The sequence below is a fragment of the Pseudomonas sp. P116 genome (assembly GCF_020149425.1).
GTDB lineage: Bacteria > Pseudomonadota > Gammaproteobacteria > Pseudomonadales > Pseudomonadaceae > Aquipseudomonas > Aquipseudomonas anatoliensis.
In genome coordinates this window covers 236,254-248,819 of sequence record NZ_JACVHB010000005.1, presented here as the reverse complement: position 1 = coordinate 248,819, position 12,566 = coordinate 236,254, and the positions used below count along the sequence as shown (strand labels likewise).

12 protein-coding genes are annotated in these 12,566 nt (G+C 60.2%); 7 read left to right on the top strand and 5 right to left on the bottom strand.

The features are described 5' to 3' along the window. Positions 1-654 carry a lipopolysaccharide kinase InaA family protein gene (locus ICA15_RS18525; RefSeq protein WP_210554284.1) on the bottom strand — a complete coding sequence of 218 codons (654 nt, stop codon included), beginning with the start codon at positions 652-654 and terminating at the stop codon, positions 1-3. Between the two features lie 124 nt (positions 655-778). Between ICA15_RS18525 and msbA the strand changes: the two genes are divergently transcribed. The 7 genes from msbA to ICA15_RS18490 all read left to right on the top strand — a co-directional run bounded on the left by msbA (position 779) and on the right by ICA15_RS18490 (position 9,025). Beyond that, positions 779-2,599, top strand: coding sequence for a lipid A export permease/ATP-binding protein MsbA (gene msbA, locus ICA15_RS18520; protein ID WP_150602677.1), 1,821 nt, complete (start codon positions 779-781; stop codon positions 2,597-2,599). Further along, positions 2,593-3,489 (top strand): GNAT family N-acetyltransferase, encoded by an 897-nt coding sequence (locus tag ICA15_RS18515; protein WP_210554283.1) that lies wholly within the window; start codon positions 2,593-2,595, stop codon positions 3,487-3,489. Before msbA ends, ICA15_RS18515 begins: the two co-directional genes overlap by 7 nt. 4 nt (positions 3,490-3,493) lie before the next feature. Beyond that, on the top strand, positions 3,494-4,894 hold the full coding sequence (locus ICA15_RS18510; RefSeq protein ID WP_210554282.1) for a PIG-L deacetylase family protein: 1,401 nt from the start codon (positions 3,494-3,496) through the stop codon (positions 4,892-4,894). Positions 4,895-4,958: 64 nt separating this feature from the next. Further along, on the top strand, positions 4,959-6,380 hold the full coding sequence (gene hldE / locus ICA15_RS18505) for a bifunctional D-glycero-beta-D-manno-heptose-7-phosphate kinase/D-glycero-beta-D-manno-heptose 1-phosphate adenylyltransferase HldE (RefSeq protein WP_210554281.1): 1,422 nt from the start codon (positions 4,959-4,961) through the stop codon (positions 6,378-6,380). A gap of 130 nt (positions 6,381-6,510) precedes the next feature. Then, the gene (locus ICA15_RS18500) at positions 6,511-7,485 is read left to right on the top strand and encodes a glycosyltransferase (RefSeq protein WP_150617545.1); all 975 of its coding nucleotides are present in this window, start codon (positions 6,511-6,513) and stop codon (positions 7,483-7,485) included. Further along, positions 7,486-8,172 carry a hypothetical protein gene (locus ICA15_RS18495; RefSeq protein ID WP_210554280.1) on the top strand — a complete coding sequence of 229 codons (687 nt, stop codon included), beginning with the start codon at positions 7,486-7,488 and terminating at the stop codon, positions 8,170-8,172. A 52-nt stretch (positions 8,173-8,224) separates the two neighbouring features. Further along, a complete protein-coding gene (locus ICA15_RS18490; RefSeq protein ID WP_210554279.1) occupies positions 8,225-9,025 on the top strand; it encodes a hypothetical protein in 801 nt (266 codons plus the stop codon). 7 nt (positions 9,026-9,032) lie between these two features. Here the strand turns inward: ICA15_RS18490 and ICA15_RS18485 are convergent, their stop codons facing one another. The 4 genes from ICA15_RS18485 to ICA15_RS18470 form a co-directional block, all read right to left on the bottom strand. Continuing rightward, positions 9,033-9,995, bottom strand: a complete 963-nt coding sequence (locus ICA15_RS18485) for a metal ABC transporter ATPase (RefSeq protein ID WP_150602671.1) — start codon at positions 9,993-9,995, stop codon at positions 9,033-9,035. Positions 9,996-10,026: 31 nt separating this feature from the next. After that, positions 10,027-10,839, bottom strand: coding sequence for an aldo/keto reductase (locus tag ICA15_RS18480; protein WP_210554278.1), 813 nt, complete (start codon positions 10,837-10,839; stop codon positions 10,027-10,029). Then, a complete protein-coding gene (locus ICA15_RS18475; protein ID WP_210554277.1) occupies positions 10,836-12,011 on the bottom strand; it encodes an NAD(P)/FAD-dependent oxidoreductase in 1,176 nt (391 codons plus the stop codon). The genes ICA15_RS18480 and ICA15_RS18475 overlap by 4 nt, the downstream gene beginning before the upstream one ends. Before the next feature lie 125 nt (positions 12,012-12,136). Further along, positions 12,137-12,469, bottom strand: a complete 333-nt coding sequence (locus ICA15_RS18470; protein WP_150602668.1) for a DMT family transporter — start codon at positions 12,467-12,469, stop codon at positions 12,137-12,139. Between the last annotated feature and the right edge of the window lie 97 nt (positions 12,470-12,566).

Sequence of the window (12,566 nt, the reverse complement as noted above, 5' to 3'; positions counted from 1 at the left end):
TCAAGCAAGCAGTGGGCGCAGGCGCGAGATCAGCGGCGCTTGCCGGTTGCTCGGCAGGGCCTGTCGGTAACCTTCGATAAAGGTGTCGCCGGCGTCCTTGCCCAGCAACCATTGCCGATCTTCCTTGTAGCGCAGCAGGTGAGCGAAATTGCGCAGGCGTTTGCTGTCGCTGAGCGAGCGCTTCTGGCAGCGCAGGTCGGCGATGTCGATCAGGCCCAGATGGCCGTCGGGGGTCAGCACCACGTTGCCGAAGTGCAGCGATCGAAAATACACACCTTTCTCGTGCAATTGAGCAAAGTATGCGCCCAGCTGGAATCTCAGAGACTCAGTCTCTTCGCTGGTGCCTTGCAATTGGCGTACGGTATTGCCCGCCAGCGGACTGTAATACACACAGTCACGCTCGATGCTCGGGATGCGGTACACCGCGATGACTTTGGGGCAGAGGATGCCGCGTTGTTCAAGCGCCCGGGTGTTGTCGGCAAAACGTTGCGCGTAGGGGTAGAACAGCGCAGAACTGAGCAGCCGTTTGCGACGGAACAGTTTGAGCATGCGTCCATCGGCCAATCTGAGCACCTTGTCGCCGGAGCCGTCGGCTTCCAGTACGTGTGCACCTTCGCGCAGTGCCTCGTAAGTGCTGTGATCAATCGATTGCATATCTGGCTCCCATCATTAGCGGCGTATCTTAACCGACTTGCTCAAAGGCTGGCGTGAAGTCATGTTTATCGGGGGAAAAACGCGTGTGATATCATCCGCGCCTCACTGAATTGTGCGGATCACCATGAGCAGTCCTGAACCGAAAGCCCAGTCAACGCTGGCGATCTATTTCCGCCTTTTGGCTTACGTGCGGCCTTATGCCGGTCTCTTCCTTCTCAGCATCGTCGGGTTTCTGCTTTTCGCATCGACCCAGCCGATGCTCGCTTACATCCTCAAGTACTTTGTCGACGGCCTGGCCAATCCTGAAGCCAGTCTGTTTCCGGGCAACCCTTATCTGGGCAAGTTGCAGTTGCTCGAAACCGTGCCGCTGATGATTGTTTTCATCGCCGTGTTGCAGGGTGTGGGTTCGTATCTCGGCAACTTCTTTCTGGCGCGGGTTTCTCTGGGCCTGGTGCATGACTTGCGGGTCGTGCTGTTCAACAAGTTGCTGGATTTGCCCAACCGTTTCTTCGACAAGAACAACTCCGGTCATCTGATTTCCCGGATCACCTTCAACGTGACGATGGTCACGGGGGCGGCGACTGACGCGATCAAAGTGGTCATCCGTGAAGGCATGACGGTGATTTTCCTGTTCTGCACCCTGTTGTGGATGAACTGGAAACTCACCCTGGTGATGGTCGCTATCCTGCCGGTGATCGGCATTATGGTGAACAGCACCAGCAAGAAATTCCGCAAGCAAAGCAAAAAGATCCAGGTGTCCATGGGCAACGTCACGCACGTCGCCTCCGAGACCATTCATGGTTATCGCGTGGTGCGCAGTTTCGGCGGCGAAGTCTATGAAAAAGACCGCTTTCGCGACGCCAGCCAAAGCAACACCGACAAGCAGCTGACGATGACCAAGACCGGCGCGGTCTACACGCCGATGCTGCAACTGGTGACGTACAGCGCCATGGCCGTGGTCATGTTCCTCGTGCTTTATCTTCGCGGTGACGCGTCGCCGGGCGATCTGGTGGCTTACATCACCATGGCCGGTCTGTTGCCCAAGCCTATTCGTCAGCTCTCTGAAGTCAGCTCTACCATCCAGAAAGGCGTGGCCGGTGCCGAGAGTATTTTCGAGCAACTGGATGAGCCGGCGGAAGTGGATCAGGGCACGGTCGAGCGCGATCGTCTTGAAGGTCGTCTGGAAGTGCGCAATCTCAGCTTCCAGTACCCGGACACCGACAAAAAGGTGCTCAACGACATCAGCTTTGTCGTCGAGCCTGGGCAGATGGTGGCTTTGGTCGGGCGTTCGGGTAGCGGCAAGTCGACGCTGGCCGGGTTGATTCCGCGCTTCTACCAGCATGAGCAGGGTCAGATTCTGCTCGATGGTGTAGAGGTTCAGGATTTCACCTTGCGCAGCCTGCGTCGCCAGATCGCTCTGGTGACCCAGGCGGTCACGCTGTTCAACGATACGGTGACCAACAACATCGCTTATGGCGATCTGGCTGGCGCGCCTTTCGAAGAGGTCAAACGCGCGGCTACCGAGGCTTATGCCGACGAGTTCATCGTCAAGATGCCGCAGGGTTACGAGACCATGGTCGGCGAAAACGGCGTATTGCTGTCCGGCGGCCAGCGCCAGCGCATCGCCATCGCCCGGGCCCTGCTCAAGGATGCGCCGTTGCTGATTCTCGACGAGGCCACATCGGCTCTCGATACGGAGTCGGAACGGCACATTCAGGCAGCACTGGATCATGTGGTGCAGAACCGCACGACGCTGGTGATTGCTCACCGCTTGAGCACCATCGAGAAGGCCGACCTGATTCTGGTCATGGATGAAGGCCGCATCGTTGAGCGCGGCAGTCACGCGCAACTGCTGGAGCAGAACGGCTATTACTCACGTCTGCATGCCAAAGAGTTTGAAGAAGGTGACGAACCTCAGCCGGCCCACGTGACCAACGTATGCTGACAATGTTTCGCAGCTTTCGTGAGCGCGGCTGGAGTGAAATCGACCGGGATGCGTACGCGGGTGCCTGGCAGCGTTTCGGTGGTAGTTTTGCGACGCATCCCGAGGTGGTTGAGCGGCTGTCGACCTTCGTCGGTATCGAACTGCGTTATCTGGGCTGGATCGTTGGCGGTGAGGTGCTTGCCGCCATTCCCTGCTGGGGGCGCCACGTCGCCTTGTCCAAGGAAGTGCTCAAGCGCGAGGGCAAGCGCGGCTTGCTGGACATGGGCAATGCGGAAATCATCCTGCCGATCGCGCCCGATATCGTCGTGCCGGTCCGCCAGCGCATGGCCTATGTTTCCCAGCTGAATGCCGAGCAGATCAGCACCTTGAAAGCGCAGCCGGAGGGCCTTGCCCTGGCCCGGTTGCCGGAAGAGTATTCGAAGAAATTTCGCTACAACCAGCGTCGCGAGCAGCGCTTGCTGGAAGAGGCGGGTGGCTCGCTGGTACCGATGTCCGACTTTACCCCGCAAGAGCAGGCCGCCGCTTACGGCGATCTGTTTCAGCGTCGCTGGGGCTTTGAAGTACCGGGCAAGGCCGGGCTGGTCGAGGTCTTCACGCTGTTGCGCGAATTCATGACCGGCTCGGTGGCCATGCTCGAATCGGCCCCCGTGGCCATTCAGGTTTTGTATCGAGTCGAGGCGCCCGAGTGGGTGTCGCTTGAATACGTCAATGGTGGCGTCGACCCGCAGAGCCGCGAGTTCAGCCCCGGCAGCGTTCTGAGCTTCGTCAACACCCAGCAGGCCTGGGCAGACGCGCGGGCGCTGGGCAAGCCTCTGCGTTATTCATTCGGTCGTGCCGACCGTGAGTACAAGGATCGCTGGTGCCACACGGTGCCGGTCTACAAGGTCTGAATCCATGAGCGCTCGCAAGCAACAGCTTCTCAAGGCCCATCGACGTAACAAGCGCATGTTCCTCGTGGCCTTTCTGGTCGCGCTGCTTGTGATCGGGTTACTCATCGCGTGGTGGCTGGTGCCGCTGTTGCTGGTGCTGGCCTGGATCGCCCACGAGGGGTGGTTTGCCGATCATTTGTTCTACCGGCCCTCTGACGATTATCAATACGCGTTTCCTACCGACACGGCGCGGCAGGCGGTGAGCCTGAGCGGTGGTGTTGTGCGTCTGAGCGAACCGTTGGCTGCAGGCGAAACGCTTATTCTCGAACTTGAATTGAAGGCTGGCTGGCTAGGGCGCTGGCTCGATCCTTACGTTCAGGTCGGCGATGATCGCCAGGATTTCGAGCGCGGGGTCAGCGGGCGGCGTTTTCTGAATCTGTCCGGTCAAGCCGAGGCATTACAGCAGGGCTCACTGAACCTGCGCGGCCGGTATTGCGCGGCAGGCGCCGTCGGTACTTTGTGGGTCATGGCCAGCCCTGACTACAGCCGCCGGCGCGTGATGGTCATCGCGCCCCATGCCGACGATGCCGAGTTGGCAGCGTTTGGCCTGTATAGCCGCTGCGAGGACGTCAGCATCGTCACTCTGACCCAAGGCGAGATTGAGGCTGAAGATTTCCAGCGTCTGGGTCTGGATCAAGCTGCGGCTGCCCGGTTGAAGGGGCGTTTGCGCAGTTGGGACAGTCTGGCGATTCCGCAGTGGGGCGGGGTGCCCGCCGAGCGTTGCGTGCAACTGGGTTACTACTGCCTGCAATTGCCTGCGATGGCTGCAGAACCGGGCAAAGCGTTCGGCTCCCGAGAGTCGCAGGAAAGCGATGTGCGCAGTGTGCGCCGGCACAATCCGCTGACCCTGCCCGGTGATGTCGATGGTCAGCCGATCTGGCCTAATCTGGTCGGCGATCTGGCGAAACTGCTGGAGCACTACCGTCCCGAGGTGCTGGTCACGCCGCATCCTGAACTCGATCCCCATAGCGATCACGTCGCCAGCACTCAAGCCCTGCTTGAAGCCATTGCCCTGAGCAACTGGAAGCCGACGACCCTGCTGATGTACGCCAATCACCTGCATGACAACGACCGCTGGCCGATGGGGCCTGCCGGTGCCGGTATCGCCTTGCCGCCTGCGATCGAGCCGTTGCCGGCTGACCGCTTGTGGAGCCCGCTGCTGTCGGCGGATACGCAACTGGACAAGGCCATGGCACTGGCGATGGAGCATGACCTGCAGGGTGGGCAAGCGTTCAAGCGCCAATTGCGCCGCTGGATCCAGCAGGCTCTGGCCGGGCGCCGCTGGCCTGTCACGGGCAGTAACGAATTTTTCCGCAAAGCTGTCCGGCGCCACGAATTGTTCTGGGTGCGCGACCTTTCAGATTGAGGCGGACGGCGCTTTTCCCTGTGTTAATATCGCGCCCCTGTTCATTTTGTATGTGGGTTGCTCCATGAAGTTGTCCATGCCGCGTTTCGATCAAGCCCCGGTCTTGGTAGTCGGCGATGTCATGCTCGACCGTTACTGGCATGGCGGAACCTCACGGATTTCCCCTGAGGCCCCGGTGCCGGTCGTTAAAGTCGAGCAAATCGAAGATCGTCCGGGCGGTGCCGCGAACGTTGCCTTGAACATTGCCGCGCTGGGTGCGCCGGCGTCCCTGGTCGGTGTGACCGGGGACGACGAAGCTGCCGACAGCCTGAGCAACAGTCTCAAGGGCGCGGGCGTACGTGCCTTGTTCCAGCGCATTGCGCACCAGCCAACCATCGTCAAGCTGCGGGTCATGAGCCGGCACCAGCAATTGCTGCGTATCGACTTCGAAGAACCGTTTGCTACCGATGCCCTGGCCCTGGCCTCGCAGGTCGATGATCTGCTCGAAGGCATCAAGGTGCTGGTGTTGTCCGACTACGGTAAAGGCGCACTGAAAAACCATCAGGCGCTGATTCAGGCTGCCCGGGCCAGGAATATCCCGGTGCTGGCCGACCCGAAGGGCAAGGATTTCTCGATCTACCGTGGCGCCAGCCTGATCACCCCCAACCTCAGTGAATTCGAAGCCATCGTCGGCGGTTGCGCCGATGAGCATGAGCTGGTGAGCAAGGGCGCCGCGCTGATGCACGACCTTGAGCTCGGTGCGCTGCTGGTGACCCGTGGCGAGCACGGCATGACCCTCCTGCGTCCTGATCATCCGGCGCTGCACCTGCCGGCCCGTGCGCGAGAAGTGTTTGACGTTACCGGTGCCGGTGACACGGTGATCTCGACGCTGGCTGCTGCCATCGCCGCCGGTGAAGAGCTGCCCCACGCCGTGGCGCTGGCCAATCTGGCCGCCGGCATTGTGGTCGGCAAACTCGGTACGGCGGCCATCAGTGCTCCGGAACTGCGTCGCGCCATTCAGCGTGAAGAGGGCTCCGAGCGCGGTGTGCTGGGCCTGGAGCAGTTGATTCTAGCGGTGGCCGATGCTCGCGCGCATAACGAAAAGATTGTATTCACCAATGGCTGCTTCGACATTCTGCACGCCGGCCACGTGTCCTATCTGGAACAGGCGCGGGCGCAAGGCGATCGTCTGATTGTTGCGGTCAATGACGATGCTTCGGTCAGTCGCTTGAAGGGGCCGGGTCGTCCGATCAACAGTGTTGACCGGCGCATGGCGGTTCTGGCGGGGCTTGGCGCGGTGGACTGGGTCATCAGTTTCCCTGAAGGCACCCCGGAAAACCTGCTGCGTGAGGTCAAGCCGGATGTGTTGGTCAAGGGCGGCGATTACGGGATCGACCAAGTGGTTGGTGCGGACATCGTGACGTCTTATGGCGGCACCGTGAAAGTGCTGGGGCTTGTGGAAAACAGCTCGACGACCGCAATTGTCGAAAAAATCCGCAGTCGCTGATCAGATGAATTTTTACCGTTGTGTACTGCGTGTGAACGGATTTTGCCTTGGGGATCTAGCCGTTTCCGTTGATGTCGGCAGGTTTGAATCCGATGCGCTTGCCTGCCTACGTCGCGTGGTCAATTAATCTATGAAAGTCATGCTACTGGTGATGGACGAGCAGCGGGTCATTCTCGACCGGCTCTACGACATCGTGCAGCAGAACTGTGATGAATGTGTCATCTACCGTCTGAGCAAGCAGCAACAGCTAAACCTCGGACGGTTTCTGGCCTCGGTCGACTATCAGACGTTCGACCGCGTGGTGATCTTCTCCCGGGTCAAGCGCCTGGCCACGCAACTGCGGGTGCTCAAGTGCATTCCCGGGCTGGTTTTCCTCGAACACGACGCCTACCAGAACTACATGCCCGCCAGTAAATACCGTGGCGTGTATTCGCGTCTCTACAGTCGTCTGCCGAGCTGCCGCGCGCTGGTGTCTGGCGCCGTGGTTGCCCGCAAAATGCTCGCTGAAGGCATCGACACCGTCTTCGTTTCCAAGGGTTACGACGAGCAGATGCTGCGCAACACCGGCGCCGAGCGGGATATCCCCATCGGTTTTCTTGGTAGCCTGAAAAGTACCGAGTACGCCGAGCGCAAGGCAATGCTGGAGTCGCTCGCGCAACGTACCGGCATGCTGGTGACCCGCACGAAGTCGGGTTCGGAATACCTCGAAACACTCAACCGCATCAAGATCTTCGTCAGTGCCGACATCGGCATGAACGAGTTCATGATCAAGAATTTTGAAGCCATGGCCTGTGGCTGCGTGCTGCTGGCCTGGAGCCAAGGCGAAGAAGATCAGTTGCTCGGCTTCGAAGACATGCACAACACTGTGTTTTATCGCAGCGAAGACGAGGCCGTTGCAAAGATCAAACTGCTGCAGGACGACCCGGAGCTGGCGCAACGTATCGCCATGAAGGGGCAGGAATTTGCGCAAAGTCGCTATTCCTTCGCCCGTGTTGGTCAGGCCCTGGCCACGGAAATCCAGCGCGAGATGCGCCCATGGCAGCCGCCTTCGGCGTTCACGCAGTTCTGGGTCAAGTTACGCCACGGGATGAAGGTGCCGACCTGAATGAAGGACGAACACATGGCGCTGGATGCGCTGCCTGGCGGTGACCAGTCTGTTCTGGGGGCGCTGCCCGAGCCATTGCAGGCGTGCCTGAGCCGTGCGGCTCGGGTCGTATTGATTGCCAACAATCCGGCCATTACGGTGGCGGATTTTCAGGCGTTGAACATTGGCGTCGATGACGTCGTGGTCAGCTTCAATACCTGCATCAAGGCGCCACTGCTCGACTCGCGCAGCGTGAACGTCGTCGTGCATGGCTATAACGCGCAGGACGCGTATTTTTTTGGCCTGCCCTTTGGGCCGGACGTGCAGCGGCTGTGTGATCAGGCGGGTGAGCGCTTTTTCACCATGCTGGTCGGCTGTGCCGCACCGATGTGTCCGCTGCCTCGTGTGGCCATGTACTGGGATCGCATTCCGCTGCCACCGCTCTGGAACTATCCGGTCGACCGGCCGGGCGGCAAGCGCTACGTTGGCCCCTCCACCGGTTTCAACACGCTGGTGCTGTTCGACTGGTTGCGCGGTCATGCCGGGTACACCTATCAGCTCATGACCCTGGGTTTTTCCAACGAAGCTGGAAAACTATGGGGTGGGCATGCCTGGGATTACGAGCGCGACTGGCTGCAGAAATCGGACGTCATCGTCGTGCCGCTGCAACCCCGCCGCTGGTGGCAAAAGTTGTTTCGCCGCAAATAAGCGAGTCCGCGGTGTCGGCCGGCCCGTACAACTTTCGAAAAGGTGCTGTTGAGTGTTGAAAATTGCCGTGGCTTTTTTTGGTATCCCGAGAAACTCGCCGATTTGTTTTCCTTCCATCGAACAGAACGTACTGGCGCAGTTACCTGCGGGCAGCGACGTGAAGTGCTTTTATCACCTGTACAAAATCGATGAAGTGCAGAACGCGCGCTCAGGCGAGAAAGGCGAGCTGGCGGCGGACAACTACCAGCCATTCGAGTCGATGATCGGGACGCTGACCTCAACCGAAGGCGTGCTGGAGCGTTGGGATTTCGAGCAGGTCAAGACACAGGGCGATACCTGGGCGGATGATTTTGCATCGTTGCGCAACCTGATCTATCAGCTCAACTCGCTGCACACCGTCACCAGCATGATTGAATCCTTCAATCCCGATTTCGTGGTGTTCGTGCGTCCGGACAATTTCTTCCACAACCCGCTACCGGCCTATGTGTTCAATCATCCAGAGGCGCGGCAGCACAATGCCTACATTCCCGATTGGCAGTGGTGGGGAGGGTTGAACGACCGCTTTGCCATTTGCGGTCGCGATACTTACGTCGCGTATGGCAAACGAGTCGAGCGCATCTTCGAGTTCTGCAAGGCGACGGGGAGGAAGCTGCATTCCGAACGCTTGCTAAAATACGTATTGCAGCAGGCCGACGCCAAGGTTTGCACGCTGAAGACCCAGGCTTCGCGGGTGCGTATTACCGGCGCGTTTGCCGAGGAGTCGTTCTCGCCCAAGCGCGGCATGGGCAAACGCGAGAATCGTTACTTCCACTTCTTCGCCACGTTGCGTACGTGGCTGGATCGTCGGCGCTAACCGGCAGTCAGTTCGCGCGCTTCTTGCCCAGACCAACGAGGCGCAACGCCTTGAGACTTAGCTGCTTGAGGCCCGCACGAGGGGGCTTTGCCGGTTGCAGGCCCTGTTGCACGAGCCAGTCTTTCCAGCGAATCCGCTCTTCGCGCACCACCCAGCCTTCTTGATTCGCAAAGCTCTCGGCCAGATAAAGTCCGCGCGTGCTGGCCGGTAGCAGTTTGTCGCGCTTGAGGGTGTACAGCTCGGCCACTGGCGCGCCGTCCTTGAGTGGCATCAAGTACAGATCGGGTCGCTTGCGGTCGAGCCGCGCCACCAGTTGATCGCCTTCCAGACGCTCATCGACGTGGAACAGGCTCAGGGATTTGGCTTCCTTGGGCACGTCCAGGCGCAAGTCGTAGATCAATTGCAGCGACGCTGTCGGCAAATGCACATAAGCGCGCGGCCGCTCCAGCAATTGCAGATTGGCGCTACGAATGGGCCGCGCTGAACCGGACAGTGGCGTCAACCGAAACGGCAAAGCCTCGCGATAGTGCAGGGCGGACGAGTAGGGCGCCGGCAGCCAAGTGTCGTTGAAACGCCCGCCGAGCCAGCCTTCGGGGGTTTCAAGCAAACACTCTTCGGCGATCTCTTGAATGGCTGTGTGCAGCGGAATATTCAGTTCGTGAGCCGGTACGTAACCGGAAATCAACTTCAGCACCACATCGCCGCGATCCTGCCGACGCTGGCGCACCAGCACCCAGTAGTCGCGATTCTGCCAATGCAGGGTCAGGCGTACCGAGACGCCCAGATTCGCCAGTTCCAGCGAGAAGCGTTCGGTGTCCGTCACACTGACCGGTTTGCGTCGCTGCAAGGTCTGCGTGAAATTCAGCGGCATGCCGACGCTCTGATACGTCAGGCCTTCGGGCGTTGCTTCGACGAACAGCGGCAGAGTCTTGAAGTTGCTCGGGTTCTTTCTGATGAGCGTGCGCGGCATATCGGCTCCTGCTTAAGGCCGCGGGGCGGCGTCAGTGACCACGAAGGACTTGGGCAACGGTCGCAACGTTGTGGGCGAGGTGCAGCGGATTGATCGTCCCGACGATAGCACTGGCCACGCCAGGTTGCGCGAAAAGCAACTCGAAGCTGGCGCGTACCGGATCCACGCCCGGGCTCAGGCAAACGTGACCGCTGGCCAGGGCCTTCTTCACCAGAATGGCTTTGCCGTGCGCAGCAGCATAGTCAATGACAGCCTTCTCGTTTTGTTCGTTCAGATTGTAGGTGACCATCGCGCAGTCGCCTTGCTCCAATGCTTTGAGGCCACCTTCGACGGTCTTGCCGGAAAAGCCGAAGCCGCGAATCTTGCCCTCGGCCTTGAGCGCGGCGAGTGTGGCATAAACGTCTTCGTGCTCGAGAATGGCCAGGTCGTTGCCATCGGAGTGCACCAGTACCAGATCGATAAAGTCCGTTTCCAGACGTTGCAGGCTGCGTTCGACCGACAGGCGCGTGTGCGCCGCGCTGAAATCGTGTCGCGAGAGGCCGTCGGCAAACTCTTCGCCGACTTTGCTGACGATCACCCAGTCCTGACGCTGGCCGCGCAACAGTGGGCCGAGGCGCTCTTCGCTGCGACCGTAGGCCGGGGCCGTGTCGATCAGGTTGATACCTAGCTCGCGTGCTTGCCTGAGTAACATCCGTGCTTCGTCGTCATCGGGAATCTGAAAGCCGTTGGGGTATTTCACCCCTTGATCGCGGCCAAGTTTGACCGTGCCCAGGCCCAGCGGCGAGACCATCAGGCCGGTACTGCCCAGCGGGCGGTGAAAGTCATGCAGGGTGGCAATGCTCATGGCAACAGTTGCTCCCAGGCCGGAACGCCCATCGGTGGTTTTGGCAGCGACGGCAACGGTTCGCCGGCTTGCGGCTGGATACCGTCGCGCTGCAAGGAGGTAATCACTCGGTCAGCAAAGTCCGGCGCCAGCGCCAGTTTGGTCGGCCAGCCGACCAGCAAGCGACCCTCTTCGGCGAGGAATGCGTTGTCCGGGCGCGTCAGGCCGGTTTGCAGCGGCTCGGCACGGTCGACGCGCAACGTCGCCCATTGCGCCGTGCTGAGATCGATCCACGGCAACAACTGGGCGATTTCTTTTTGCGCGGTAGCGATCTGTTCGGCGGGTTCGCGGTTCACGCCTTCGCTTTCGGCAATGTCGCCACCCATGTACCAGACCCACTGACCATCAGCCGCCGGATGCGTGGTGACGGTAATGCGCGGTTTGGTGCCGCCGCCCAGGCAGTGGGCGTACAGCGGTTTCAGGCCGGGGCCTTTGGCGAGGATCATGTGCAATGGCCGGCGCTGCATGGCCGGATGAGTCAGGCCCAGATTCTCGAGCAGTTGGGCGGTACCGGCGCCGGCACTGAGGACGATGCGCTGGGCGCGGATCTCGCGATCGTCGACCTTGAGCCCCACCAGCACGCCTGCTTCCAGCATGGGCTCGATGGTCTGCCCGGCGAGCAGACCGTCACCGGCCAGATCGGCCAGACGCTGGATCAGGCTCGGCACATCGACCACCAGTTCGGCGAGGCGATAGACCTTGCCCTTGAAGCGCTTGTCTTGCAGGGCTGGCGGCAGTTGCTCGCCCTTGACCTGATCGACGCGGCCGCGCACGGCTTTACTGGCGAAGAAACTGGTGAGGTTGCCGGCGAGGGTGCCCGGCGACCACAGGTAATGGGCTTCGGAGAGCAGGCGCACGCCGCTCAGATCCAGCTCGCCGTTGCCGGCCAGCGCTTCACGCCAGCGTCGCGGCATGTCGGCGATGGCTTCCGACGCACCGGTCAACGCGCCGTGCAGCGCGTACTTGGCGCCGCCGTGAATGATGCCTTGGGATTTCACACTTTGCCCGCCGCCGAGGCTGGCACTTTCCACCAGCACGGTCGAAAAACCCTGACGGCGCAGGCGCGCATTCAGCCAGAGGCCGGCGACACCAGCGCCGACAATCAGAACGTCGGTGGAAATAACGGATGGCATGCAGCGACCTCAGTGTTCAAGACGAGGGGCGCAGTATACAGGCGAAAAAAGATCGCAGCCTTCGGCAGCTCCTACAGGGTCATGCGTACACCTGTAGGAGCTGCCGAAGGCTGCGATCTTTTTCTTTAGTGCCCCGCAGTTTTCGAGAACAGTTGAATCACCACAACGCCAAGAACAATCAACCCCATCCCCAACATCGCCGGCACATCCAGCTTCTGCCCGTAGATAAACAGCGCCGCGACACTGACCATCACAATGCCCATCCCGGCCCACACCGCGTAGGCAACGCCCACCGGCACCGTGCGCACCACCAGGATCAGCATCCAGAACGCGATTGCGTAACCGACGATCACCACCAGCAGTGGCAGCGGCGTGCTGAAGCCTTTGACCGCTTTCATCGAAACGGTGGCCATGACTTCGGCGCAGATGGCGATGGCAAGGTAGGCGTAGGCGTTCATGTGTAATCCTCGTGTGCAGCGTTACTTTCTGAGGTCGGCATTTTAGAGGTTGTTCAGATGCGGTAAAGTCATTACCTATCTGTTTTGGAGATGGGTT